The organism is Streptomyces sp. NPDC000878, assembly GCF_053599695.1.
Genome location: NZ_JBSFMT010000031.1, coordinates 31,837 through 58,050, shown reverse-complemented (window position 1 = coordinate 58,050; position 26,214 = coordinate 31,837). Strand labels below are relative to the sequence as shown.

At 70.3% G+C, this 26,214-nt stretch carries 19 protein-coding genes and 2 pseudogenes; 8 read left to right on the top strand and 13 right to left on the bottom strand.

Features of this window, described 5'->3' with window-relative positions:
- Positions 1-74: 74 nt before the first annotated feature.
- Together greA and ACWDR4_RS26020 are read right to left on the bottom strand one after the other, a co-directional pair.
- Complete coding sequence (greA, locus tag ACWDR4_RS26025; RefSeq protein WP_450412133.1) at positions 75-572, bottom strand: transcription elongation factor GreA; 498 nt, start codon at positions 570-572, stop codon at positions 75-77.
- 204 nt (positions 573-776) lie between these two features.
- Positions 777-1,175 (bottom strand): DUF4307 domain-containing protein, encoded by a 399-nt coding sequence (locus ACWDR4_RS26020; protein WP_450412132.1) that lies wholly within the window; start codon positions 1,173-1,175, stop codon positions 777-779.
- Between the two features lie 146 nt (positions 1,176-1,321).
- On the opposite strand from ACWDR4_RS26020, the gene mca reads away from it, so the two are divergent.
- Both mca and ACWDR4_RS26010 read left to right on the top strand, forming a co-directional pair.
- A complete protein-coding gene (mca, locus tag ACWDR4_RS26015) occupies positions 1,322-2,182 on the top strand; it encodes a mycothiol conjugate amidase Mca (RefSeq protein ID WP_450412204.1) in 861 nt (286 codons plus the stop codon).
- The gene (locus ACWDR4_RS26010; RefSeq protein WP_450412131.1) at positions 2,175-2,453 is read left to right on the top strand and encodes a hypothetical protein; all 279 of its coding nucleotides are present in this window, start codon (positions 2,175-2,177) and stop codon (positions 2,451-2,453) included. The genes mca and ACWDR4_RS26010 overlap by 8 nt, the downstream gene beginning before the upstream one ends.
- Positions 2,454-2,501: 48 nt before the next feature.
- On the opposite strand, the gene ACWDR4_RS26005 is transcribed toward ACWDR4_RS26010, so the two are convergent.
- Positions 2,502-5,708, bottom strand: coding sequence for a tetratricopeptide repeat protein (locus tag ACWDR4_RS26005; protein WP_450412129.1), 3,207 nt, complete (start codon positions 5,706-5,708; stop codon positions 2,502-2,504).
- A 225-nt stretch (positions 5,709-5,933) separates the two neighbouring features.
- Between ACWDR4_RS26005 and ACWDR4_RS26000 the strand changes: the two genes are divergently transcribed.
- Positions 5,934-7,967 (top strand): thioredoxin domain-containing protein, encoded by a 2,034-nt coding sequence (locus ACWDR4_RS26000; protein ID WP_450412127.1) that lies wholly within the window; start codon positions 5,934-5,936, stop codon positions 7,965-7,967.
- A 460-nt stretch (positions 7,968-8,427) separates the two neighbouring features.
- Here the strand turns inward: ACWDR4_RS26000 and ACWDR4_RS25995 are convergent, their stop codons facing one another.
- The 3 genes from ACWDR4_RS25995 to trhA all read right to left on the bottom strand — a co-directional run bounded on the left by ACWDR4_RS25995 (position 8,428) and on the right by trhA (position 11,498).
- Positions 8,428-9,051, bottom strand: coding sequence for a TetR/AcrR family transcriptional regulator (locus ACWDR4_RS25995; protein WP_450412125.1), 624 nt, complete (start codon positions 9,049-9,051; stop codon positions 8,428-8,430).
- A 5-nt stretch (positions 9,052-9,056) separates the two neighbouring features.
- Positions 9,057-10,652, bottom strand: coding sequence for an MFS transporter (locus ACWDR4_RS25990; protein ID WP_450412123.1), 1,596 nt, complete (start codon positions 10,650-10,652; stop codon positions 9,057-9,059).
- A 129-nt stretch (positions 10,653-10,781) separates the two neighbouring features.
- On the bottom strand, positions 10,782-11,498 hold the full coding sequence (gene trhA, locus ACWDR4_RS25985) for a PAQR family membrane homeostasis protein TrhA (RefSeq protein WP_450412121.1): 717 nt from the start codon (positions 11,496-11,498) through the stop codon (positions 10,782-10,784).
- Positions 11,499-11,825: 327 nt separating this feature from the next.
- On the opposite strand from trhA, the gene ACWDR4_RS25980 reads away from it, so the two are divergent.
- Together ACWDR4_RS25980 and ACWDR4_RS25975 are read left to right on the top strand one after the other, a co-directional pair.
- Positions 11,826-13,673: a phosphoenolpyruvate carboxykinase (GTP) gene (locus ACWDR4_RS25980; protein ID WP_450412119.1), complete on the top strand. Its 1,848-nt coding sequence runs from the start codon at positions 11,826-11,828 to the stop codon at positions 13,671-13,673.
- A 231-nt stretch (positions 13,674-13,904) separates the two neighbouring features.
- On the top strand, positions 13,905-15,929 hold the full coding sequence (locus ACWDR4_RS25975; protein WP_450412117.1) for a calcium-binding protein: 2,025 nt from the start codon (positions 13,905-13,907) through the stop codon (positions 15,927-15,929).
- Positions 15,930-15,952: 23 nt separating this feature from the next.
- Here ACWDR4_RS25975 and ACWDR4_RS25970 read toward each other — a convergent pair whose 3' ends face one another.
- The 5 genes and pseudogenes from ACWDR4_RS25970 to ACWDR4_RS25950 all read right to left on the bottom strand — a co-directional run bounded on the left by ACWDR4_RS25970 (position 15,953) and on the right by ACWDR4_RS25950 (position 19,447).
- On the bottom strand, positions 15,953-16,606 hold the full coding sequence (locus ACWDR4_RS25970; protein ID WP_450412116.1) for a hypothetical protein: 654 nt from the start codon (positions 16,604-16,606) through the stop codon (positions 15,953-15,955).
- Positions 16,593-16,976, bottom strand: a pseudogene (locus tag ACWDR4_RS25965) (vWA domain-containing protein); the annotation flags it as partial. The pseudogene ACWDR4_RS25965 and the gene ACWDR4_RS25970, both read right to left, overlap by 14 nt.
- Positions 16,956-17,363: pseudogene (locus ACWDR4_RS25960) on the bottom strand (hypothetical protein); the annotation flags it as partial. The pseudogenes ACWDR4_RS25960 and ACWDR4_RS25965, both read right to left, overlap by 21 nt.
- Before the next feature lie 349 nt (positions 17,364-17,712).
- Positions 17,713-18,132: an SCO4983 family protein gene (locus ACWDR4_RS25955; RefSeq protein ID WP_450412114.1), complete on the bottom strand. Its 420-nt coding sequence runs from the start codon at positions 18,130-18,132 to the stop codon at positions 17,713-17,715.
- Positions 18,133-18,235: 103 nt separating this feature from the next.
- A complete protein-coding gene (locus ACWDR4_RS25950) occupies positions 18,236-19,447 on the bottom strand; it encodes a pyridoxal phosphate-dependent aminotransferase (protein WP_450412113.1) in 1,212 nt (403 codons plus the stop codon).
- A 155-nt stretch (positions 19,448-19,602) separates the two neighbouring features.
- Between ACWDR4_RS25950 and ACWDR4_RS25945 the strand changes: the two genes are divergently transcribed.
- The 3 genes from ACWDR4_RS25945 to ACWDR4_RS25935 all read left to right on the top strand — a co-directional run bounded on the left by ACWDR4_RS25945 (position 19,603) and on the right by ACWDR4_RS25935 (position 23,163).
- Positions 19,603-20,316, top strand: coding sequence for a hypothetical protein (locus tag ACWDR4_RS25945; protein WP_450412111.1), 714 nt, complete (start codon positions 19,603-19,605; stop codon positions 20,314-20,316).
- Between the two features lie 53 nt (positions 20,317-20,369).
- Complete coding sequence (locus tag ACWDR4_RS25940) at positions 20,370-22,133, top strand: P-loop NTPase fold protein (RefSeq protein ID WP_450412109.1); 1,764 nt, start codon at positions 20,370-20,372, stop codon at positions 22,131-22,133.
- 136 nt (positions 22,134-22,269) lie between these two features.
- Positions 22,270-23,163: a S1 family peptidase gene (locus tag ACWDR4_RS25935; protein WP_450412107.1), complete on the top strand. Its 894-nt coding sequence runs from the start codon at positions 22,270-22,272 to the stop codon at positions 23,161-23,163.
- Between the two features lie 76 nt (positions 23,164-23,239).
- Here ACWDR4_RS25935 and ACWDR4_RS25930 read toward each other — a convergent pair whose 3' ends face one another.
- The gene (locus tag ACWDR4_RS25930) at positions 23,240-24,868 is read right to left on the bottom strand and encodes an N-acyl-D-amino-acid deacylase family protein (RefSeq protein WP_450412105.1); all 1,629 of its coding nucleotides are present in this window, start codon (positions 24,866-24,868) and stop codon (positions 23,240-23,242) included.
- 38 nt (positions 24,869-24,906) lie between these two features.
- Positions 24,907-26,202 (bottom strand): amino acid deaminase, encoded by a 1,296-nt coding sequence (locus tag ACWDR4_RS25925; RefSeq protein ID WP_450412104.1) that lies wholly within the window; start codon positions 26,200-26,202, stop codon positions 24,907-24,909.
- Positions 26,203-26,214: the final 12 nt, after the last annotated feature.

Below are 26,214 nucleotides of genomic sequence, written 5' to 3'. Positions count from 1 at the left end.
ACGAAACCCCCGGCGTCGGAAAGGCGCCGGGGGCTCGTAAGGGCTGATGCGGGGGACTGCGAAGGGGTGGAGCCTCAGCTCTGGTAGGGGACGGCCTTCAGGATCTTCACGGAGGCGAGCTTGCCGTTGGGCAGCTCGTACTGGGCGTCCGAGCCGACCTTCTTGTCGCTCACTCCGCGGCCCAGCGGGGACTGCGGGGAGTAGGTCTCGATGTCGGAGCTGGCGTACTCGCGGGAGGCGAGCAGGAAGGTCAGCGTGTCGTCCTCGTCGCCGTCGAAGGCGATGGTCACGACCATGCCGGGCGCCACCGCGCCGTTCGCCGCCGGAGCCTCGCCGACCTTCGCGTTCTCCAGGAGCTGGGTCAGCTGGCGCACACGGAGCTCCTGCTTGCCCTGCTCCTCCTTGGCCGCGTGGTACCCGCCGTTCTCGCGCAGGTCGCCCTCCTCACGCGCAGCGGCGATCTTGGCGGCGATCTCCGTGCGCGCAGGACCAGTAAGGTGCTCAAGCTCGTTCTTGAGCTTGTTGTACGCCTCCTGGGTCAGCCAGGTGACGTTCTCGCTGGTCTGGGTCACAGGTGCTCCTCGTAGGTACTGGGAATACAAAGCATCGCCCTACCCAGAAGAATGTTCCTTCTCGGATGGGCGAAACCACGAGCCTAACAATTCGGCGGCGGCAGGGGGAGGACATAAGCCATCAGAAAAACATCGACGCAGGTCAGCGCTTATGTGATGAGAGTGACCCCGATGACGGCCCTGGTCCAGGCCCTGGCGGCGGCCTCAGTCGGCGTGACAGCCGAGCAGCTCGGCCGAGGTGCCCTGGGACGTCGTACGGAGGGTGACGACCTGGTCGATCCGGGTGGCGTCGCCGTCGAAGCGGAAGTCGGCGCGGCCGACCTCGGCGCCGTTCTCGGCCTGGGAGCGGACCGTGCAGTAGCCGTTGGTGCCGGAGTCCTTGCGGACCTCCAGGTGAACCTTCACCGAGGTGCTGTACGTCTTGAAGGTGATGATCTCGGCGCTGATCTTGTTGCCGACGACATAGTGGTAGCCGAACCAGCCGAGCACGACGAGCAGTACCCCTCCGAGGACGGCGGCGGCGATCCTGAGCTTGCGGTCGGCGCGCTCGTCCGTGGAGCGGCCGTACCGTCCCTCGGGCGGTCGCGTGGTCGCCGTACTCATGATCGTCCTCTCCGCGCGGGCCCTGGAAAGCCGGGCCCCGGAATTATTGGCCGCTCGGTTCGGTCACTATAGAAGCCGCTCATCGCACCCGTTCACACCGGGCGCCGACTTACGAGGATTGAGTCTTGACTGACCAGCTGCGACTGATGGCCGTGCACGCGCACCCCGACGACGAGTCGAGCAAGGGTGCGGCCACCATGGCGAAGTACGTGTCCGAGGGGGTGGACGTGCTGGTCGTGACCTGCACCGGCGGGGAGCGCGGCTCCATCCTCAACCCCAAGCTGCAGGGCGACAAGTACATCGAGGAGCACATCCACGAGGTACGCAAGAAGGAGATGGACGAGGCCCGCGAGATCCTCGGCATCAAGCAGGAGTGGCTCGGCTTCGTCGACTCCGGCCTGCCGGAGGGCGACCCGCTGCCCCCGCTCCCCGAAGGCTGCTTCGCCCTGGAGGACGTGGACAAGGCGGCCGGGGAGCTGGTCAAGCAGATCCGCTCGTTCCGCCCGCAGGTGATCACGACGTACGACGAGAACGGCGGGTACCCGCACCCCGACCACATCATGACCCACAAGATCTCGATGGTGGCCTTCGAGGGCGCGGCCGACACCGAGACCTACCCGGAGTCGGAGTACGGCCCGGCCTACCAGCCGCAGAAGCTGTACTACAACCAGGGCTTCAACCGGCCGCGTACCGAGGCGCTGCACAACGCGCTGCTGGAGCGCGGGATGGAGTCGCCGTACGGGGACTGGCTGAAGCGGTGGTCGGAGTTCGAGCGCACCGAGCGCACGCTGACCACGCACGTTCCGTGCGCGGAGTTCTACGAGATCCGTGACAAGGCGCTGCTCGCGCACGCCACCCAGATCGACCCCGACGGGGGCTGGTTCCGGGTGCCGCTGGAGCTCCAGCGGGAGGTCTGGCCGACGGAGGAGTACGAGCTGGCGAAGTCGTTCGTGGACACTTCCCTCCCCGAGGACGACCTCTTTGCGGGCATCCGCGACAATGCCTGACATGAGCGCAAGCGCAAGCCTGGCAATGACGCATCTCGTCCCGCTCGCGGCGGAGGTCGACGAGGACAAGGTGACCCCCGGTGTCCTCGGCTTCATCGTGTTCGCGGTGATGGCTCTCGCGGTGTGGGGCCTGATGAAGTCGATGAACAAGCAGATGGGCAGGATCGAGTTCAAGGAGACACCGGAGGCCGAAGAGACCTCCGGTGCCGTCGAGGAAGCACCCAAGGAAGCCGTCAAGGGGGCGGCGGCCAAGGGTTCCCCGCGGGAGTGAGGCGTGTCACCGGGTGCCCGGCACCCGGTGCGGCTCACCTCCGCGTCCCTACCGCTGACCGGCCGCCGCCACCGGCACCCCCATGACCTCCCGGGCGTGCCGGTTCGGGATCATGCCCAGGCGCCACGCCTGCCAGCCCGACTCCAGGGCCACACCCCGCTCCAGAAGGAGCTGGTAGGCCTCGGCGAAGTCGTCGAGCTTCTCGTCGCGGGACGGGTGGCGGGCGCGGGAGAGCTGGGACAGCTCCTCCTGGGCCACGGCCGTACCGATGTCGACGCCGCCGGGGGCCGCGTACGGCAGCAGGGTGCAGCGCAGGAAGCGGGCCCAGTCCTCGCCGCGCCGGTCGCCGTACGAGGTGAACAGGCCGATCGCCTCGTCGCACAGGGCGAGCGCCTGCTGGGTGCGGGAGTTGCCCGCGTCGACCACCGCCAGCTCCAGACAGGTCCAGGCCTCGCCGTGGGCCACCCCGATGCGCTGGAAGTCGGCGCGGGCGTCCACCAGGAGCTGCCGGGCGAAGCCCGAGTTGCGCAGCGAGCCCGTCTGGACCGCCCGCTGGTCCCGGGTGACCCGGGCCGAGTGATGGCGGGCGCAGGCCAGGCCGTAGACGTCCCGGATGCGGGAGAACATCGTGCGGGAACGTTCCAGCTCGCGGACCGCCAGATCCAGGTTGCCGGTCTCCTCCAGGGACTGGCCCAGGTAGTAGACCGACCAGGCCTCGCCGCGCGCGTCCTCGTTGTCCCGGTGGACCGCCGCCGCCTGCCGCAGCCCGTCCACCGCCGCCGACGCGTCCCCGGCGACCAGCCGGGCCCGCGCCAGCTGGGTCAGGGCCCAGGCCTCGCCACGGGCGTCGCGCGTACGGCCGTACAGATCGAGGGCCGTGCGCAGTTCGGTCTCGGCGCGCGGTACGTCGCCCATCCGCAGGGCCAGCTGGCCGAGCTGGAAGTGGGCCCACGCCTCGCCGTGGATCGACTCGCCCTCGCGGTGCAGGACCAGGGAGCGGGTCAGCAGGTCCCAGGCCTCGGCGAGGCGGGAGCGGTCGCGTTCCACGGCGGCGAGGGCGTGCATCGTCCAGGCGCGGTCGGTCGCCAGTTCGGGGGCCTGCTGGAGATCCAGCGCCTCCTGGAGCTTGGCCGCCGCCTCGACCAGGTTGCCCTGGTGGTGCAGCGTGATGCCGAGCGAGCACAGGGCCCGGGCGGCGCCCGCGTCATGATGGGCCTCCATGTACAGCTCGACGACCGAGGTGAGCGTCGTACGCGCCTTGTCCAGCTCGCCCAGCTGACGGGCCGCGATGCCCGTACGCCACTGCACCGAGCGGACCAGCAGACCCTGGTCGACGGACTCCGCCAGCTCGCTGATCTCGCCGAGCCGGTAGAGGTCGCCGCGCAGCAGGCAGTAGTCGCACAGGGCGCCCAGGAGGTTGAGCACGGCCGCCTGGTTGACGCCCTCCGCGTGCCGCAGGGTCGCCGTGATGAAGCTCGACTCGTCGTCCAGCCAGCGCAGCGCCTCGTCGAGGGAGGTGAAGCCGTGCGGGCTGAAGCGGTCCGAGCGGGTCGACATGTTGCCGTCGACCAGTCGCAGCACCGAGTCGGCCAGCTCGCCGTAGTTCACGATGAGACGTTCCTGCGCGGCCGTGCGCTCCGCCGGTTCCTCCTCGTCCAGGAGGCGGGCCTGCGCGAAGGCGCGGACCAGGTCGTGCAGCCGGTAACGGCTGCCCCGGACATGGTCGATCAGGCCCGCGCGGGCGAGCGCGTCCAGCTGACGGGTCGCCTCCGTCTGATCCGTGCCCAGCAGAGACGCGGCAGCGGCGACGCCCAGCGAGGCGCGTCCGGCCAGCGCCAGCCTGCGCAGCAGCCGCCGGGCCTGCTCCGACTGGTCGGTGTAGCGCAGCCACAGCACCCGCTCGACCGGCTCCACGGGGCCGTACGCGCCCAGGTCCGCCGCCAGCAGGCGCGGGCTGCGCGGGCCGAGCGCGGAACCGGCGATGCGCAGCGCGAGCGGTAGCCCGCCGCACAACTCCCTTATTCGGGCGGCGGATTCGGCCTCGTGGGGCCCGGGTTCTGTTTGCGCGGACGCGCTCAGCAGTTCGTCCGAGCCTGCCGCGTCCAGGGCCTCGACGGGCAGTTGATGGACCCAGAAGGGCAGATCGGCCGGGAGGTCGAGGGGCTGCCGGGTGGTGGCGATGACAAGGCTGTCGGAGCGCTCGGGGATGAGGGTGCGGACCTGCTCGGGGTCCTGGGCGTCGTCCAGGACGATGGTCACCGGGACCCTGGTGAGGTGCTGGTGGTACAGCTCGCCCAGCCTTCTGACCTGCTGGTCCGGTGACGAACGCTCACGGAAGAGCAGCTGTTCGCGGGAGGCGCCGAGCCGGTTCAGCAGGTGCAGGAGGGCGTCGCGGGTGGGCAGCGGCGGCTCCTCCCGGCTGTCGCCGCGCAGATCCACCACGCACGCGCCCCGGAACTGGTCCCGCAGATCGTGCGCCGCGTGGATCGCCAGCGCGCTGCGGCCACTGCCGGACGCGCCGTGCAGCACGACCAGGGTCGGCCGGGTCTCCGTACTCGCCCGGGCCGCGTGCACCCACTGCCGGATCCGGGCCAGCTCCTGGCGCCGGCCCGCGAACGGCTCGTCCGGGTCCGGGAGTTGGGCGAACGACTGCTCAAGGACGCTACGGCTGCGGGCCGCCGCGCTCTTGTCGCTGCCGCGCAGCCTCGGTCCCGTCTTCTTCGGCCCGGTGGACGCGCTGAGCACCCGCTGCTGGTCGAGGAACGGGCGGATGCCGCGTACCTCCAGCGCCGTCAGCCAGGTCAGCCGCAGCTGCTCGGGCCCGCCGGGCTGGCTCACGGCGCCGGCCCGGTGATGGGCGGCGGGCACATGGGAGGCGGTCACCTTGAGGACGGTCGCGGCGGCGCCCACGACGCCCACAGTGAGCGCCGCGCCCACGGCGGTGCCCGTGCCGGTGCCGAGCGCCAGGTCGGCGACGCCTGCCGCGACCGCCGCAACGGCCGCCACCAGCAAGGGAGTTCCGGCGCCCTCCCGGGCGTACCGCTGCCCGAACGTGAGCTGTCCGGCCTTCGCCTCGTCGAGCGCCCGCGTGTACGCCGCGTACTCCTCCGCGGACGACTGCGCCATGGCGTCCAGCGCGCCGCGCGCCCGCGTCAGCAGCACGCCCCCGTCCGTACGCCCCCCGGACCGCCGTACCTCTTCCTCGACGGCCCGGACCAACAGCCGCTCGGCTTCCGCCCGGTGGCTGTCCCGCATGGTGTGTCCCCCTCTGACAGCGATCTGACGACAACGGCTTGTCCTCGGTGGTGCCTTGGTCAAGTGTGCTGCGTAGGGGGCATTGGGGCGAGGGGGCGTCGGGGGTGGGGCTACTCGTGGATTTGGTTTCTGTTGTTTGCCGGGTGCGGCGCCGTGGGGGCTGGTCGCGCAGTTCCCCGCGCCCCTTAAAAGCAGGGCGTGTCCTCCTGCGGCAGGATGGGCCTTATGCCGAACCGACTGGCCCATGAGACGTCCCCCTATCTCCTCCAGCATGCCGACAACCCCGTCGACTGGTGGCCGTGGTCGGCCGAGGCGTTCGAGGAGGCGCGTCGGGGCAACAAACCGGTGCTGCTCAGCGTCGGGTACAGCAGCTGTCACTGGTGTCATGTGATGGCTCACGAGTCCTTCGAGGACCAGGCCACCGCCGGCTACCTCAACGAGCACTTCGTCAGCGTCAAGGTCGACCGTGAGGAGCGGCCGGACGTCGACGCCGTCTACATGGAGGCCGTCCAGGCGGCGACCGGGCAGGGCGGCTGGCCCATGACGGTGTTCCTCACGCCCGAGGCCGAGCCCTTCTACTTCGGTACGTACTTCCCGCCCGCGCCCCGCAGCGGTATGCCCTCCTTCCGGCAGGTGCTGGAGGGGGTCCGCGCCGCCTGGACCGACCGGCGGGACGAGGTCGCCGAGGTCGCCGGGAAGATCACGCGGGACCTCGCCGAGCGGGAGATCCAGTACGGCGGTACCGAGGCGCCCGGTGAGGAGGAGCAGGCGCGGGCGCTGCTCGGGCTCACCCGGGAGTACGACGCCCAGCGCGGCGGGTTCGGCGGGGCGCCGAAGTTTCCGCCGTCCATGGTGCTGGAGTTCCTGCTGCGGCACGCGGCCCGTACGGGGTCCGAGGGGGCGTTGCAGATGGCCCAGGACACCTGTGAGCGCATGGCCCGGGGCGGGATCTACGACCAGCTCGGTGGCGGCTTCGCCCGGTACTCCGTCGACCGGGAGTGGGTCGTGCCCCACTTCGAGAAGATGCTGTACGACAACGCGCTGCTGTGCCGTGTGTACGCCCACCTCTGGCGTGCCACCGGCTCCGAACTCGCCCGGCGCGTCGCTCTGGAGACCGCCGACTTCATGGTGCGTGAACTCCGCACGAATGAAGGGGGGTTCGCGTCCGCGCTCGACGCCGACAGCGATGACGGGGCTGGTCGACATGTCGAGGGTGCCTATTACGTCTGGACGCCGGCCCAGCTCGCCGAGGTGCTCGGCGATGAGGACGCGGAACTTGCCGCGCACTACTTCGGGGTCACGGTGGACGGCACCTTCGAGGAGGGGGCCTCCGTCCTTCAACTTCCGCAGCACGAGGGGGTGTTCGACGCCGAGAAGGTCGAGTCCATCCGGGTGCGGTTGCTCGACGCCCGTGCCGCGCGGCCCGCTCCCGGGCGCGACGACAAGGTGGTCGCCGCCTGGAACGGGCTCGCCGTCGCCGCTCTCGCCGAGACCGGCGCCTACTTCGAGCGGCCCGACCTCGTGGACGCCGCGCTGGCCGCCGCCGATCTTCTCGTACGGGTTCATCTGGACGACCGGGCGCACCTTGCCCGTACCAGCAAGGACGGTCAAGTCGGGGCGAACGCCGGGGTGTTGGAGGACTACGCCGATGTCGCCGAGGGGTTCCTCGCGCTGGCCTCCGTGACGGGGGAGGGGGTGTGGCTGGAGTTCGCGGGGTTCCTGCTCGACCATGTGCTCGTGCGGTTCGTCGACGCGGAGTCAGGTTCCCTGTACGACACGGCGAGTGACGCCGAGCAGCTCATCCGGCGGCCTCAGGACCCTACCGACAACGCGGTTCCCTCCGGGTGGAGTGCTGCTGCGGGGGCGTTGCTCGGGTACGCCGCGCAGACCGGGGCCGAGCCTCATCGGGCTGCCGCCGAGCGGGCGTTGGGGGTGGTGAAGGCGCTTGGGCCGCGTGTGCCTCGGTTCATCGGGTGGGGGTTGGCTGTTGCCGAGGCGTTGCTCGACGGGCCTCGGGAGGTTGCGGTGGTCGGGCCGTCGCTGGGGGATCCGGCCACAGTTGCGCTGCACCGTACGGCACTTCTCGCTACCGCTCCGGGGGCTGTTGTCGCTGTGGGGGCTGCGGACAGTGACGAGTTGCCGTTGCTTGCGGGGCGGCCGTTGGTGGGGGGTGCGCCGACGGCGTATGTGTGCCGGAACTTCACGTGTGATGCGCCGACTACTGATCCGGAGGGGTTGCGGGTCGCGTTGGGTGGCTGAAACGGGTGCGGTCCGTAGTGGGGTTGTTTTCGCCCCCGCCGCCCCTACCCGTCCCATCCCTGGGGGCTGCGCCCCCAGACCCCCCTTTCGGCCTGAACGGCCTCGTCCTCAAACGCCAGACGGGCTGGGGTGCCTGGGGGCTGCGGTGGAGGGTGCGGCGGGTGGGTGGGTAAAAAAGCTCGGCCTGGACGGCCTCGTCCTCAATCGCCGGACGGGCTGGGGTGCCTGGGGTCCGGGGTGAAGGTGCGGTGGGGTGGGTGGGGAAAAGCTCGCGCCGAACGCGCTTGTCCTCAATCGCCGGACGGGCTGGATGGTGCCGGCCGGAGCTTGGGTATTCAGCCTGTCCGGCGTTTGAGGACAAGGCCCGTTCAGGGCCGTAGCGGGGGCTCGGGGGGCGCAGCCCCCCGAGGATGGGACGGGTAGGGGCGGCGGGGGCGAGAAAGACGCCTCGCCCCCTGACTCACTCCCCCGGCAACCCATGCTCCAAGACACTCAGCGCTCGGTTCACCAGGTCGCCCAAGTCGCCCTCGCAGTTGTTCTCCGCCCAGTAGATGGTGATCTCCGACAGGCCGCCGATCAGGGACATCGCGTAGACGCGGACCTCCAGGTCGGTGGAGTCGCGGCCGGTGCGCTCCGCGATGACTCGGCAGAGGAGGCGGCCCGTGTCGGACATGCTCTCGATCATGCGGGAGCGGACCGCCGGTACCTGAAGCATCAGCCGGCTGCGCAGGCGGGTGATCTCGGGCTCCTCGGCCCGGGCGGCACCGAGGGCCTTCGTCAGGACGTACCGCAGGGAGTCGAACCAGGGTTCGTCCGCCGGGCGGGCGCGCAGCTCCTCCTCCATCAGGGCGTCGTACTCGTCGGTGAGCACGATGTCCTCCTTGGTGGGGAAGTAGCGGAAGACCGTGGACTGCGACACCTCGGCGCGCTCGGCGATCTGTTCGATCGTCGTGGCGTCGTACCCCTGGTCCTCGATCAGTTCGTACGTCGCGGCACGGATCGCCATCCGGGTCTTGATCTTCTTCCGCTCACGGAGGCCCAGCTGGGGGAGGTCGGTGAGGGGAGAGGTTCGTGCGGCCGTCATACGCGTCATTGTCGGCCATCGGGCCGGTCGGTCGCCATGTCCGGGGTCTCGGCCGGGGTCTCGGCCGGGGGACCGGCCACGGCTTCCGGGGTGTTGGGCAGGAACGCTCCGGCCAGCAGCGCCGCCACCAGAGCCGCCACTCCGCTCACCAGCAGGACGACGCCCATGCCATGGACGTACGCACTGTTCGCGGAGGACAGCAGCTGTGCCGAACCCGTTCTCTCCGCTATCAGGTGCGCCGCCACCACCGAGTCCCCGGCAGTGTCCGCCGCGCCGGCGGGCAGGCCCGTGACGTCCAGGCGGTCGCGGAACGTGCCCGCCAGCAGGCTGCCCAGCAGCGCGATGCCGATCGCGCCGCCGACCTGGCGCATCGTCATCAGGAGCCCGGAGCCGCTGCCCGCGCGGTCGGCGGGCAGGGCGGCGAGGGCGCCGTCCATCGCCGGGACGACGGCGAAGCCGAAGCCGAGGCCGGCGATGGTGAGCCACAGGGCCGTGTAGCCGTAGCCCGCGTCGACTGTCGTACGGCTGCCCAGGATCGCCGAGAAGGCCAGGATCACCAGGCCCACGGTCACTGTTGCCCTTGAGCCGAACCTTGCCCCTACGGGCTGTGCCGCCCGCGCGGCCACTATCAGACCGCCCATCATCGGCAGCAGCCGTACGCCCGTGCCCAGCGCGTCAGTGCCCAGCACCGCCTGGAGATACGGCGGCAGGACGAACATCAGGCCGGAGAGGACGAACATCACCAGCGTCGCCGCGACCGTGTTCAGCAGGAAGCCCCGCTGGGAGAGCAGTGTCATGTCGAGCATGGGGCGGGTGGCTCGGCGTTCGCGGAGGACCAGGGTGGTGAGGAGTACGGCCGCCGCTGCGAACAGGGCCAGGACCAACGCGTCCGTCCAGCCTCGGCCCGGGGCCTCGATGATCGCGTAGATCAGTGCGCCCAGGCCCGTCGCCGTGAGCGCGGTGGAGACCATGTCCACCTTGGGGGAGGACGGGTCGCTGGTCTCGGGGAGCAGGAACAGGCAGGCCGTGATGCCGATGGCGACCATCGGGACGTTGATCAGGAAGACCGAGCCCCACCAGAAGTGGTTCAGGAGCCAGCCGCCGATGATCGGGCCCAGCGGCATGCCGAGCGCCGAGCCCGCCGAGATGATGCCGACGGCCTTGGTGCGCTCGTGCGGTGGGAAGAGGGACGGGAGGACCGACAGGCCCAGGGGCATGACCAGGGCCGCGCCCACGCCCATCAGCGCGCGGGCCGCGACGACCCAGTTCACGTCAGGGGCCAGTGCGCCGACCAGTGAACCGGCCAGGAAGATGCCGAGGCCGGCTATCAGCATCCGGCGCCGTCCGAAGCGGTCGCCCAGCAGGCCCGCCGGGAGCATCAGCGCCGCGAACACGACGATGTAGGCGTCCGCCATCCACTGCTGCTCGCCGGTGGACGCGCCGAGCTGCTCGGCCATCGTCGGCAGCGCCACATTGAGGATCGTCATGTCGAAGCCGAGGACCAGCATGGTCGAGACCAGGGCGCCCAGGGCCCACCAGCGGCGGGGGTCGAGGGGTGGGGCGTCTTCCACGCCCACGTCTGTGTTGGTGACAGTAGCCATGAAATGAGAGTAGCTCTCAAAAGGTGGTGAGTGTCAATCCGTTTCCCGGAGGGGGCTGGAGTGGGAGTGTCCGGGCATGAAAAATGGCCGCGGCTCGGAAGCCGCGGCCAGTAGGGGGAGACGAGGGGACTAGTGCTGGTACGCCACCAGTGAGATCCCCACGTAGTGCGTGACGAACGCCGCGAGGGTGAGGGAGTGGAACACCTCGTGGAAGCCGAACCAGCGCGGTGACGGGTTGGGGCGCTTGATGCCGTAGATCACGCCGCCCGCGCTGTAGAGCAGGCCGCCGACGATGACCAGCACCAGGACGGTGATGCCGCCCGCGTGCATGAAGTCCGGCAGGAAGAAGACGGCCGCCCAGCCCATCGCGATGTAGCAGGGGGTGTAGAGCCAGCGCGGGGCGCCGACCCAGAACACCCGGAAGGCGATGCCCGCCGCGGCCGCGCCCCAGATGCCCCACAGGAGCCACTGCCCCTTGCTCTCCGGGAGCAGCAGCATCGTCAGCGGTGTGTAGGTGCCCGCGATGATCAGGAAGATGTTCGCGTGGTCGAGCCTGCGCAGGACGCCGTCCATGCGCGGGCTCCAGGTGCCCCGGTGGTAGAGCGCGCTCACGCCGAACAGCAGGCAGGCGGTGAGGGTGAAGATCCCGCAGGCGATGCGCGCCCGGCTCGAACCGGCGAGTGCGGTGAGCACCAGACCGGAGATGAGTACGGCCGGAAACATGCCGAGATGCAGCCAGCCGCGCAGCTTGGGCTTGATCTCATCGGAATGTGGCAGCGAGAGCGCCATGGGACCACGGCCGACGGTCGGCGAGTCCAGAGGCGCGTCGGGGGCGGACGCAGTCATGACCGGCATCGTACCTACGTAACCGTAAGTTACGTGTCAGTGCGGCACAGGGAGGGGCGAGAAGTGGCCATCCTCTCACGCGCCTTGGCGTTCGGGCACTGCAGGTGAATGCGTGGTGACCCGGAGGAAACCTCTGAGCGGGCAGCGGGTGAGTGGCGATGGTCACGTCGCTCAGGTGTAGGGCCCTCTGGACAGATGGGCGCTCCAGTCGGATGATCAAATGAGTGCGGTCGGCACCGGATGAGCGCCAGAGATCCATTCCGTGAAGCATCCGGGTCGCGGCCCCCAAGGGGCAGTCAACAAAAAACCCTCATTCAAGGAGCAATCGTGGCGCGCGACATCGCGGCTCCCGTTCTCTCTGGCACCTCCCTCTCCGGCACCGTCCCGACCAACCACAAGCAACTGGTCTCGTGGGTGAACGAGATCGCAGAACTGACGCAACCGGACAGCGTGGTCTGGTGTGACGGATCCGAGGCCGAGTACGAGCGACTGTGCGAAGAGCTCGTCCAAAAAGGCACCTTCAGGAAACTGGACCCGATCAAGCGCCCCAACTCCTACTACGCGGCCTCCGACCCGACCGATGTCGCGCGTGTCGAGGACCGCACCTTCATCTGCTCCGAGAAGGAGGAGGACGCGGGTCCGACGAACCACTGGAAGGATCCCGCCGAGATGCGGGACATCTTCGCGGGGGAGAAGGGCGTCTTCCGTGGCTCCATGAAGGGCCGGACGATGTACGTCGTCCCGTTCTGCATGGGCCCGCTCGGCTCGGACCTCTCCGCGATCGGCGTCGAGATCACCGACTCGGCGTACGTCGCCGTGTCCATGCGCACGATGACGCGCATGGGGCAGCCGGTCCTCGACGAACTCGGTACCGACGGTTTCTTCGTGCGTGCCGTGCACACGCTCGGGGCGCCGCTGGCCGAGGGCGAGGCCGACGTGCCGTGGCCGTGCAACTCCACGAAGTACATCTCGCACTTCCCGGAGACCCGCGAGATCTGGTCGTACGGCTCCGGGTACGGCGGCAACGCGCTGCTCGGCAAGAAGTGCTACGCCCTGCGCATCGCGTCCGTGATGGCGCGGGACGAGGGCTGGCTCGCCGAGCACATGCTGATTCTCAAGCTGACGCCTCCGCAGGGCGAGTCCAAGTACGTCGCCGCCGCATTCCCGTCGGCCTGCGGCAAGACGAACCTCGCGATGCTGGAGCCGACGACCCGCGGCTGGACCGTGGAGACGATCGGCGACGACATCGCCTGGATGCGCTTCGGCGAGGACGGCCGGCTGTACGCCATCAACCCCGAGGCCGGTTTCTTCGGCGTCGCGCCCGGCACCGGTGAGCACACCAACGCCAACGCGATGAAGACCCTGTGGGGCAACTCGGTCTTCACCAACGTGGCGCTGACCGACGACGGCGACGTCTGGTGGGAGGGCATGACGGAGGAGACTCCGGCCCATCTGACCGACTGGAAGGGCAACGACTGGACGCCGTCCTCTGACGTGCCGGCCGCCCACCCCAACGCCCGCTTCACCACCCCCGCCTCCCAGTGCCCGATCATCGCGCCCGAGTGGGAGGACCCCAAGGGCGTGCCGATCTCGGCGATCCTGTTCGGCGGGCGGCGCGCCACCGCCGTACCCCTCGTCACGGAGTCCTTCGACTGGAACCACGGTGTCTTCCTGGGCGCCAACGTGGCCTCCGAGAAGACGGCCGCCGCCGAGGGCAAGGTCGGTGAGCTGCGCCGGGACCCCTTCGCCATGCTGCCGTTCTGCGGCTACAACATGGGCGACTACATGGCCCACTGGATCGACGTGGCCAAGGACAAGGACCAGTCCAAGCTGCCGAAGATCTACTACGTCAACTGGTTCCGGAAGAACGACGAGGGCAAGTTCGTCTGGCCCGGCTTCGGTGAGAACAGCCGCGTCCTGAAGTGGATCGTGGACCGGCTGGACGGCAGGGCCGAGGGCGTCGAGACACCGATCGGCGTGCTGCCGGCCAAGGGCGCGCTCGACACGGACGGTCTCGCACTCTCCGAGTCCGACCTCGACTTCCTGCTCACGGTCGACAAGGACGTGTGGCGCGAGGAGGCCGCCCTGGTCCCCGAGCACCTCAACACGTTCGGCGAGCACACCCCGAAGGAGCTGTGGGACGAGTACCGGGCGCTGGTGCAGCGTCTGGGCTGACCCCCACGGCCCCACGGCCTCACGGCCCGAAAAACTCCGCGGCCGGTCGGACTTGCCCTGACCTGCGACGTCGTCACGGCCGGCCGCGGTGACCGCCATCCCCACGGGTCGTACATACAGTCGTACCTTCGTACGGTTGATCACCCGGGGTGATGGTTTTCCGGCGGCCAGAGAGCGCAATGCGGCCCCCGGGCGGGTGGAACGCCGTGTGTTCGGCGCATAGCTGCCGACATGCTCATCTCTCATGTACGACCGGCCTGGCGCCGGTACCGCGAAGGGCACCGCAGGTCATGGGCGGCCCGGACCGGCGTCGTGGCGGCCGTCGGACTGACGCTCGTCCTGGTTCTGCCCGGCACCGCGATCGCCGCCCCCGGTGATCTGGATCCCGCCTTCAGCGGCGACGGCAGGGTGCTCACCGACTTCGCCGACGGTGACCAGGCCCGCGATGTGGCGGTGCAGCCCGACGGGAAGATCGTCTCCGTCGGCGCCTCCACCGACGAATCGCTGCTGGAGAGCCGCTTCGCGCTGACGCGCCACAACGCCGACGGCACCTTGGACACCGGCTTCGGCGGCGCCGACGGCGACGAGGCCGGCACAGTGACGACCGCCGTCAACAACATGGGCCCGGCCCTCCAGTGGAGCGAGGCCAACGCCGTGGCGCTGCAGGCCGACGGCAAGATCGTCGTCGTGGGCATGAGCTGGCGGGAGTACGAGGACTGCTGCTGGTTCGTGGTGGCCCGCTACAACCCTGACGGCACCCTGGACAACACCTTCAGCGACGACGGCAGGGTCTTCGCCGACATCGCGGGTCCGACCGAGGCCAAGGACGTGGCGATCGACTCCAGTGGCCGGATCGTCGCGGCCGGCTACACGGGCGGCCACATGGCGGTGCTCCGCCTCACCGCTGACGGCACGCCGGACACCACGTTCGGCGGCGACGGCACGGTCACCGCCAATCCGGCGGGGCCGGTCCTCCAGGAGGGCGGCGACGGCCGTGCCCTGGCGTTGCAGCCCGACGGGAAGATCGTCGTCGGGGGCGAGGTCGGTTCGACCCGCTTCGACTTCGCCCTGATGCGCTTCAACGCCGACGGCAGCGTGGACACGAGCTTCGACGGCGACGGCATCGTCCGCACCGACTTCGGCGGCTACGAGGCCGTGGAGTCGCTGGCGGTGCAGCCCGACGGCAGGATCGTCGCAGCGGGCGGCAGCGACGACCGGGGTGCGCTGGCCCGCTACCTCCCCAACGGCAGCCCGGACACGAGCTTCGACGGTGACGGCCGGGTCGTCACGCCCGCCGCCGGCGCCACCGACATGGTGCTCCAGCCGGACGGGCGGATCGTCACCGTCGGCAGCACCGCCGGCAACTTCTCGGTCCTGCGGTACACCACCGGCGGCAGCCTGGACAGCGGCTTCGGCACCGGCGGGCGGGCCACCGCGGACTTCGGCGGCATCGACGTGGCGTACGGCGTGCGGCTCGACTCCGCCAGCCGGATCGTCGCCGCCGGCGGGGGCGGACCGGACAGCGACTTCGCCCTGGCCCGCTTCGAGGGCGGTGGCACCACTCCGCCCCCGACGGCCCCGGACCTGTCGGTCACGAAGAGCGGCACCGGCACGGTGAGCATCGGCGATCGTGCCACGTACACCGTGACGGTCACCAACACCACTGCCGCCACCACGGCGACCGGCGTCACCCTCACCGACACGCTCAGCGGCCCCGCCGCCTCGGTCGTCTCCGCCACCACCACCCAGGGCAGCTGTACGACCAGTGCCACCGGCGCCACCTGCGACCTCGGCACCCTCGCCGCCGGTACCGTCGGCGCCACGGTGACGATCGTCGTGGAACCCCGCGCCACCGGCACCCTCAGGAACACCGCCACGGCCGCCGCGACCCAGACCGACCCGATCCCGGCCAACAACACCGCCACGGCGACCACCGCCGTGAACAACTCCCGGGGCTGCACGATCACCGGCACCAGCGCCGCCGAGACCCTCAACGGGACCGGCGGCAACGACGTGATCTGCGGTCTCGGCGGCAACGACATCATCCGCGCGGGCAACGGCAACGACACCGTCCACGGCAACTTCGGCAACGACAACATCGACGGCGCGTCCGGCGCCGACACCCTGAACGGCGGCATCGGCAACGACCGGCTCATCACCGCCGACGGCGTCGGAGGCAACGACACCGCCAACGGCGGCACCGGCTCCGACACCTGCACCACCGACCCGGGCGACGTCCGCATCAGCTGCCCCTGACGACCGACGACCGACGGCGTACGTCAGTCGCCGAGCCCGCCGCTCCTGGGCCCCCGGCCCTCCAGATAGCGGGTGTGCGACTCCTGGCGGCGGGCCTCGATCTCCCTGAGGCCCGCCGCCAGCCCCTCGGCCTCGTCCCGCAACAGCCCGAGCTGCCGCTCCAGATGCCGTTCCGGCGGCTCCTGACCCGGCGTCAGCCGCGTCCACCACCGCGCCCGTACGAAGCTGTCGACCGCCTCGGGCAGATCCTGCCGCACGATCCGCGACAGCGCGTGCACGCCCTCCGGGTCCTGCGCCAGTACGTCCGTCACCCACCCGGGCTCCAGCAACGCACCGACCAGCCCGGACAGTTCGGTCACCTGCCCGGCCGCCGCCGGGGGCAGCTCGACCTGCCCCAGGTAGGCGCCCAGCCGCTCGAAGTCCCCGCGCAGCTCGTCGAGTTGGGCGGAGATCTGGGCCGACGGGTGGGGAAACTCCGGCAGCGGCTGCCGCTCCGGCGGGGCGATCAGCGCGCCCGCGCCGTACAGACCGGCGACGACGACCGGCCAGTACGGTCCCGCCACGCCCGTGAAGGTCAGCACCAGGCCCACCAGCCCGCACGCGCTGCCGGCGATGTTCTTCCGGGACTCCAGAAACCCCACGAACCTGCTGTCGGTCACGGATCTACTGGTAGCCACGGATCTCCTTGAACGCGCCGTCGAGCGAGCCCTGTTGGGCGTCGAAGAGACGGCCGCCGGTCAGCTCGGCGATGTGCGCCAGCTCGGCGCGGTCGGAGTCGCCGAACAGGATGGGGAAGACGGGTATCTCCCGTTGGTGGGAAGGGAGTTGGCGGTAGAAGCCGTCGAACTCCGCCGCCTTCGCGCCCGCCGTGTTCTCGCCGTCCGTCATCAGCACGATCGACGTGAACGTGTCGCGGTCGGCGCCGAGTTGCTCGTACGCCTTCTCCAGCGAGGTGTAGATCGCGGTGTCGCCGTCGGCTTCGAGGGCGTCGGTGTCCCGGCGGATCGCGTCGAGCCCGCTCTGCGGATCGGTGGGGCTCACGACGTTGGCGGCCAGCACCTCGGCGGCGTTGCGGTGGGCCACGACGAAGAGCGGCGAGTAGAAGGGCCTCGGCAGCGGCTGGCGTGCCTTGTACCTGGCGGCCAGTTCGTCGGCGGGGGCCTGGCTGGACGGGAACGCGAAGTCGTAGCCCTTCAGGTCGAGGCCCTCCATGGCCCACGACCCGGAGGTCTCCGTCCGCACGGTGTAGCCCTTGGCGGCAAGGGCCTTCACCACATCGGGATCGGCGAAGAACTCGGCCTTCTCCGATCCCACAACTCCGTGCACGGTCTTCGTTGCCGTGCCCTGGTCCCCGTTGTCCCGGCCCGCCACGACGGCTGCCACCACGCCACCGATCAGCAGGACCGCGAGGACAATCCCTACGATTCGTCTCACGCCGAGAGCGTGCTCCCGGAACCCAACGTTCCCCGCCCAGAAGCATGAACAGAGGGTGAAGCACCCGTCCCGGTACGCAACGCGCCCCGGTCAACCAGCGGGACTGCACCCCCCCTGAGGGGCGGTAGCCCCGAAAGGGGCGCGGGGAACTGCGCGACAAGCCACGGACGGGCCGCAGCCGCACACCACAGAACCCCTACGGCGAATCGCACCGCAACCAACGGCACTTCATCGACCCGGGGCCACAAAATCAACCCTGCTCAAGCGAACGCAGTGCGTGGCACCCGGTCCGCACGTCGCTGCGGGAGCGCGCGGACCGGGGCCGTCGAGGGAGCCCCGGGAGGGGGGGCTAGCGGGACGCGAGCGCGCGAGGCCCGCTGGCCTCCGCGTGGGCGTCCATACGTTCGGCGGCCAGGATCGCGGCGGCCGTATCGGCCCGCGAGGCCGCGACAACCAGGGCCCGCCCGGCCAGCGCGTGGGCCCGCCGGTGCAGGGCGGCGACATCGGGGCCGGCGCTGCGGGGCGCCGATGCACGGGCCGGCGTACGCCCGCGCCGCAACCTGCTCACCTCGGCGGTCAGCCGCTCCGCGGCCGTGTCCAGGTCGGCGGAGGGCGCGACGGCGCGCAGTTCGTCGGTCGCGGTGAGGAGTGCGGCGAGGTGGCCGGCCAGCTGGATGTCCAGCTCTTCCTCGCGCGATCTGTGGGGAAAGTCCGGGGCGGCGCCGGCCAGCGTGCTGTGGACCGACGGGGTGCGGATCGGTTCGTACATGGGGAGATGGCCTCCTGTGCGCTGACAGGAAACCATCCTAGCTTAGATTTCGTCTAAAGTTGATCCCGGTCGCGGACAGTGAGCCCCTGACTACGGCTCCTTGCTACGGCTGGCTGTAGCCGTCCAGGAACGTGCCGATGCGGGTCACCGCGTCGCGCAGGTCGCCGACCGTGGGCAGTGTCACGACGCGGAAGTGGTCCTGCTCGGGCCAGTTGAAGCCCGTACCGTGCACGACCATGATCTTCTCGCGGCGGAGCAGGTCCAGGACCATCCGCCGGTCGTCCTTGATCTTGAAGACGTTCGGGTCCAGGCGCGGGAAGAGATAGAGCGCGCCCTTGGGTCGTACGCACGTCACGCCCGGAATCTGCGTGAGCAGGTCGTAGGCGACGTCCATCTGTTCCTTGAGCCGCCCGCCCGGGAGCACCAGGTCGTTGATCGTCTGGCGTCCGCTGAGCGCGGCGACCACCCCGTGCTGGCCCGGCATGTTCGCGCACAGGCGCATGTTCGCCAGGATCGTCAGGCCCTCGATGTAGGAGTCGGCGTGCGCGCGCGGGCCGGAGATGGACATCCAGCCGACCCGGTAACCGGCGACGCGGTACGCCTTCGACATGCCGTTGAAGGTGAGCGTGAGGAGATCGGGGGCGATCTTCGCGGTCGAGGTGTGCGTGGTGCCGTCGTACAGGATCTTGTCGTAGATCTCGTCCGAGCAGACCAGGAGGTTGTGGCGGCGGGCGATGTCTGTCAGCCCCCGGAGCATGGCGTCGTCGTACACCGCGCCCGTCGGGTTGTTCGGGTTGATGATGACGATCGCCTTGGTGCGGTCGGTGACCTTGCGCTCGATGTCCGCGAGGTCCGGCATCCAGTCGGACTGCTCGTCGCAGCGGTAGTGGACCGCCGTACCGCCGGACAGGGAGACCGCCGCCGTCCACAGGGGGTAGTCGGGGGCGGGGACGAGCACCTCGTCGCCGTCGTCGAGCAGGGCCTGCATCGCCATCACGATCAGCTCGGAGACGCCGTTGCCGACGAAGACGTGCTCGACGTCCGTCTCGATGCCGAGGGTCTGGTTGTGCATGACGACCGCCCGGCGCGCGGCCAGCAGGCCCTTCGCGTCGCCGTAGCCGTGGGCCGACGACACGTTCCGGAGGATGTCCTCCAGGATCTCGGGCGGGGCCTCGAAGCCGAAGGCGGCCGGGTTGCCGGTGTTCAGCTTGAGGATGCGGTGGCCTGCCGCCTCAAGCCGCATCGCCTCTTCGAGAACCGGGCCCCGGATCTCGTAACAGACGTTGGCGAGCTTGGTCGACTGGATCAGCTGCATGGCGGTGAGTTTACGGGGCGGTAACGCGTCGGGCTTCGTGTTATCCGCCACGTGAGATCGGGGTGGGGGTGGCCGGGCGCGTCGCCGCGCAGGTTCCCGGCGATAACCGTCCCCGACTGTCTCCGCAAGCCCTTTCGTCCCTGGAATGCGCGCTCATGTCATGGCAGAACGGGACGCACGGCGCGGACGGCGAGACGTACGGCGCGAACGAGCCGGTCGGGGCGGTCGGCGCGTACGACGGTCAGGGTGCCCGCCCGGAGTCGGCCGGGCCCCCGCAGGAGCCGAACGTGTACCACCCGCAGGCCGACCCCGGCCCGGCCCCGGCGTACGACGCGTACACGGACCCGGCCGCGGCCCATGGCTGGCAGAACGCGTACGACGCGACGGCCGAGCTGCCGGTGACGAGTGCGCCCCCGGGCACGGGAGCAGGGAGCGGCGGTGGGCGGCGCCGGAAGGAGGGGGCGTCGGGGCGGCGCGGTCTGCTCGTCGGTGCCGTCGTCGGCGGGGTGGGTGTGGTGTCGGTGGCCGCCCTGGTCGTGGGCTTCGTCGGGTCGGACGCGTCCACGGGGGACGGTGAGGACGGGGTGCGTCCGTCGGCGGGGGCGTCCGTGAGTTCGGCCAAGGGGCCGGGGGAGCCGTCCGCCACCCCCTTCTCGGACCCCGTCACCACCGGGCCGTCCGAGGGGCCGTCCGCTGCTCGTGCTGTCGGGAGCGCGTCCGGCGGCACGGCGTCAGCCGGCCCTTCCGGTGCCGCAACGGCAGCCTCCGCCTCACCGACCGCCACCGCCACGGCGACCGAGGACTCGGGCCCGGGCAACTCGGGAAGCAACCCGGGCCGGGGACAGGGCGCCACCAAGAAGCCCAAGTAGCTCTGGACCTGGGTATGTTGACCCGGCGATCTCATGGAGGGGGGAGGCGGCTCATGAAATTCTCGCTGCTGAACGACGAGCCCGTGACCGTGCCGGAAGCCGATTTGCTCGGCACCGGGCGGGCCGCGCGGGAACTGGCCCGGCTGTTGCACGACTCGCGGACGGCGACCCCCTTCACTCTCTCCGTCGACGCCGGGTGGGGGATGGGCAAGAGCAGCCTCATGCGGCTCGTCGAGGCCGAGCTGCGGCAGCGTGAGGACGTCGAGATCGTCTGGTACAACGCCTGGACCTCCACCGGCGCCGACGCGCTCGAAGGGCTCATCAAGTCGGTCCTGATGAAGTTCGACCGGCGTCTGCTGCGGCGGATGATCCACGGTGCGTCGGAACACGGGACCTTGATACGGGCCGTGCGGGCGACGCTCACCATCGCCTCGGCGCCGTTCGGGGTGGCCGGGCTCGTCGACCAGTTCTGGCGTGACCTGTCGGTCGACCCGAAGGCCCGCAACGACATGCGGGACGCGCTGCGCGACCTCGCCACCGAGTGGGCCGACTCGGCGGAGCACGAACCGCGTCGGCTGCTGGTCGTCTTCGTCGACGACCTCGACCGCTGCTCGGAGGAGACGGTCCTCGCGGTCTGCGAGGCGGTGAAGGTCTATCTGGACGTGCCGGGGCTGGCCTTCGTCATCGGCTGCGACCGGGCCGCGCTCGGACCGTCCGGGCTGCTGCGGGACCTCGGTCCGGCCGGGTCCGCGTTCATGGAGAAGGTCTTCCAGACGAGCTACCGGCTGCCGGTGGCGGGCGGCCCCGACCTGGAGACGTACGTCCGCCACTGCGCCGAGCGTGCCGGACTGCGCGAGCTGTTCGACGACGACCTGGTCCGGCTCATCGCCGACCGCTCCGCCCGCAATCCGCGCCGGATCAAGCGGCTCATCAACGGCTTCGGTCTGGAGTGCGCGCTCAACCCGGTCTGGGCGCGGTTCAAGTCGGAGGCGGTCGTGCGGACGCTGCTGCTCCAGCACCTGTACGCGGACTTCTACCGGCTGCTCGTCGCGGGCGACGGCACGTACGCGCACGCGGCCCGTGAGTTCCTGGAGTACCGGACGGCCCGGCGGGTGCTCAGCCGGTGGGAGCAGGCGGTTCCCGAGGTCTGGCGGACGACGGTGGACTCGGTGACCGGGCACGGTCTGCCCGAACCGCAGCCGGAGGACGCGGAGAGCTGGGAAGCCGTCCTCGCCCGGCTGGAGGAGGAACTGCCCACCGCGTTCCCGGTCCTCGTGCGCGACCAGAACTTCGTCCACCTCGTCGAGGAGTGGATGGCGCTGCCCCAAGTGGACGAACTGGTCACGCAGTTGCAGGAGGGCGGGGCGGCGCCGGTCACCTCGATCCGGGCCGAGGACGATCCGGAGAACGGTGAGACGGCCGTGGGTGCCTCCGCCTACCGGGGGATGCTCATCCTCTGGGTCGACGACCGTCCGGAGCGGAACCGGACCTACCGGCGTCATCTGGAGGCGCACGGCGCCGATGTCCTGGTGGCCGAGAACGGCTGGACCGCCGAGCGGATCCTCAGCACCCAGCAGGTGGACGTGCTGATCTCCGACGTGGCCCGCAGCTTGGACCCGGACGCCGGTTTCCGGGACCTCGCGAACTGGCGGACCCTGCGGCTCTTCGACGGTCCCGCGGTGTTCTTCGCCGGCCGGGTCACCCCCGCCCGCGAGCGGCGCTCCCGCGAACTCGGGGCACGTATCGCCGACGGCGGCAACACGCTCTTCGAGTACATCGACGACGCGTGTACGGAAATCCGCCAACGCGCGTCCTGAAACAGCGCGTCCTGAAACAACTCCTTGCCCACCAGCCCCTCTGTGCTCACAATGCACATGACAAGACGGGGTGTGGCCGGAAGACCTCCGGTCGCCGCCGTCTCAGAGTTTCAGAGTTTCAGAGGAGACCCCCCACATGAACAAGCCTCTCCTTGCCGCGCTCGCAGCCCTGGTGATCACCGGGGCCGGAGCGGTACCCGCGGTCGCCGCGCAGGCCGACACGGCCGTGTCCGTCGGGAAGAGCACCACGATCGCCGCGAGCACCACCGTCAAGGCGGCTGCCGCCCCGGCCATCCAGGCCGTCAACTTCGCCGGCACCGTCTCGCTCTCCAACTGTTCCGGCTCGCTCGTCCGCTTCCCCAGCTCCGAGTCCGACGACCCGGCGCTGGTCATGTCCAACGGGCACTGCCTGGAGACGGGCTTCCCGGCCGCCGGTGAGGTCATCGTCGACCAGGCGTCCACCCGTACCTTCGGGCTGCTCAACGCCGCGGCGACCCGCGTCGCCACCCTGCGCGCCAGCAAGATCGCGTACGCGACGATGACCGACACGGACGTGTCGATCTACCAGCTCACGACCACGTACGCGCAGATCGCCAGCAGCTACGGCATCAGCCCGCTCACCCTCAACGACACCCACCCGGTCGCCGGTACCGCGATCACGGTCGTCTCCGGCTACTGGAAGCGGACGTACGCCTGCAACATCGACGGCTTCGCCTACCGGCTCAAGGAGGGGGAGTGGACCTGGAAGGACTCGGTCCGTTACACCTCCGCCTGCCAGACCATCGGCGGGACCTCGGGGTCGCCGGTCGTCGACAACGCCACGGGGAATGTCGTTGCCGTCAACAACACCGGTAATGAGGATGGCGGCACCTGTACCGACAACAACCCGTGTGAGGTTGACGCCAACGGCACGGTGACCGTGCGCGAGGGCATCAACTACGCGCAGGAGACCTACCAGATTCCTGCGTGCTTCGGGCTCGACAACAAGTTGGACCTGAGCGCGAGCGGCTGCACCTTGCCTAAGCCGTAGCGCTCCGTGGGGGGTGGGATCGGTTGTGGCGCGGCTGCCGCTGCGTTGTGGCTGGTCGCGCAGTTCCCCGCGCCCCTTAGGGGCGCGGGGTTCTCCTGACCGACCTGCCCGCCAGTACGTCTGTTCGGCGGCCGTCCTCCATCACGAACCGGCCGTCGATCAGCACGTACGGGATGCCCGTCGGTAGTGTGCGTGGGGTCTCGAACGTCGAGCCCGCTGCCACCGTCGCCGGGTCGAAGAGGACCAGGTCGGCTCGGTAGCCCTCGCGGATCAGGCCTCGGTCCGGGAGGCGCAGGCGGGCCGCCGGGCGTGAGGTCAGGTGGGCCACGCACTCCTCCAGGGAGAGGATCCCCAACTCCCGTACGTACCGGCCGAGATACTGCGGGAACGTGCCGTACGCGCGGGGGTGCGGTTTCGTGCCCTGGAGGATGCCGTCCGAGCCGGCCGTGTGGACGCGGTGGCGCATGATCGCGCGGACGTTCTCCTCGTGGCCGACGTGCTGGAGGATCGTCGTGCCCAGGCGGTCGGTCAGCAGGAGGTGGCGGGCCGTCGTCCACGGGGGCTCGGCTCGCGCAGTCGCCGACTCCTGGATCGTGCGGCCCACGAAGTCGTTCAGCGTCGGGTCCGTCACGCCCGAGATCTCGATCGTGTTCCACTCGATGGGGACGCCGTGGCAGCCGTCCGCTCCCACGATCTCCATGTGGTGGCGGATGCGTTCGGCTGTGTCGGGGTCCGCCAGGCGCTTCAGGATCTCCTCCGGGCCGCCCTCGCTCGCCCAACTCGGCAGCATCGCCACCAGCGTTGTGCTGCCTGGTGTGTAGGGGTACGTGTCCAGGGTCAGGTCCGCCCCCGCCGCCAGCGCCTCGTCCAGGAGGGTCAGGAGGTCTGGGGCTCGGCCCTTGTTCACGCCGAAGTTCATCGTGGCGTGGGCCAGGTGGAGCGGGCAGTCGGCCTCCTTCGCCAGCTGCACCATCTCCGCGTACGCCTCCAACGCCCCCGCCCCGTACGAGCGGTGGTGCGGGCAGTAGTAGCCGCCGTACCGCGCCACCACCCGGCACAGTTCCGTGAGTTCGGCGTCCTTGGCGTACATGCCGGGCGTGTACGTGAGCCCCGACGACATGCCTACCGCGCCCTGTTCCATCCCCTCCGCGACCAACTGCCGCATCCGGTCCAGCTCTTGGGGCGTCGCCTCCCGGTCCTCCCAGCCGACGGCCAGCATGCGGACGGTTCCCTGGGGGATGAGGTAGGCCGCGTTGACGGCGATGCCCTCCCCGTCGAAACCCCGGTCCAGGCGGTCCAGATACTCGCCCACCGACCGCCAGTCGAAGTCGATGTCGTCGCCGTACCCGTTCCAGCCGGTGATCGCGCGGCGGACCTCGGCGAGGGTGCGGTCGTCGACCGGGGCGTACGACAGCCCGTCCTGGCCCAGGACTTCGAGGGTCACCCCCTGCGCGGCCTTCGCGCTGTGGTCGGGATCGCGGAGGAGGGCCAGGTCGCTGTGGGCGTGCATGTCGATGAAGCCGGGGGAGAGGGTGAGCCCGGAGGCGTCCAACTCCCTCCGTGCCCTCGGGCGTTGGCAGCCCGCTGCCGCCGCCTCCTGGACGATCCCGACGATCCGGCCACCGTCCACGACCACATCCGCGCGGTACGACGGGCCGCCCGAGCCGTCCACGACGTCCGCGTCCCGAATGACCAGCTCTTCCATGCCAGGCCTCCTTCGATCCTCGGTCTGCGCTCTTCGGTCTAGAAGAACGTGCGGATGTAGTCGACTACCGTGCCGTCCGCCTCTGTCAGCGGGATCAGCTGCCACTTGTCGAACGACGTGCACGGGTGCGAGAGGCCCAGGCCCAGCCAGTCGCCCACCTCCAGATCCGCCCCGGGGGCCGTACGCAGCCAGGCGTGCTGGTCGGAGAGGCCGGTGACCGAGATGCCGGTGGCGGGCCGCTCCGCAGCGCCCTCCCTCCGTACGACCTGGGCGAAGGGCAGATCCAGGTCGTAGGCCGCGTCGCGCTTGCCCGCGTTCGCGAAGGCCTGCTCGGGGGACGGGCGGGACACCACCTGCGTCCAGAGGCGGAACGCGGGCTCCAGGGCGCCCTCCTCCGGGACCCGGTTGAACGGGGTGATCTCGCGGTAGTGGCCGTCGTCGTGCGAGACGTACGCCCCCGAGCGCAGCAACTTCAGTACCGGGAGCGACAGTTCGGGGATCTCCGCGAAGACGTCGGCGACCGCGTCGAACCAGGCGCTGCCGCCCGCGCTCACCACGATCTCCTCGACGGACGTGTCGGCGAACCGGCCCGCCTTGTCGAAGTCCGCCGTCAGCGCCACCAGCCGTCGCAGCCACGCCCGCACCCGCTCCGGGTCGGAGTCCGGCACCTCGCCCTCGTACCCCGCGACCCCGACCAGCCGCAGAGTCCCGGTGGCAGCCACGGCGTCCGCGACCGCCGCGCACTCCGCCTCCATACGCACACCCGTCCGGGCACCCTCACCGGCGCCGAGTTCGACGACGACATCCAGGGGGCGGGCCCCGGCGCCCATCAGAGCCGCGTCCATCAGTTCCACTCCGCGCACGGAGTCGACGTAGCAGACGAAGCGGAAGTCCGGGTCGGCCGTCAGCTCCGCCGCGATCCAGCGCAGGGCGGACGGGTCGACGAGTTCGTTGGCCAGGAAGACGCGCTGGATGCCGAACTCCCTTGCCACGCGCACCTGGTGGGGGACCGCGAGGGTGATGCCCCAGGCGCCGTGGTCGAGCTGGCGCTGGAAGAGCTGGGGGGCCATGGAGGTCTTGCCGTGCGGGGCGAAGGAGAGGCCGTGGCGGGTCGCGTACGTCTCCATCAGCTCCAGGTTGTGGGTGAGGTGCTCGGCGGAGAGCGTGAGTACGGGGGTGGTGAAGCCGCCGGTGAAGAGGTTGCGGCGCTCGGCGGTCAGCTCGCCGACCGTGAGCCCGGCGGCGTCCGGCGGGAGGCCCTTGAAGCGGGCGTCGACGCGTTCGGTGGCCAGGCGGGCGAGCGCCCCCGCACGTTCGCTGCTCTCGGTGCCCATGGAACCTCCCTG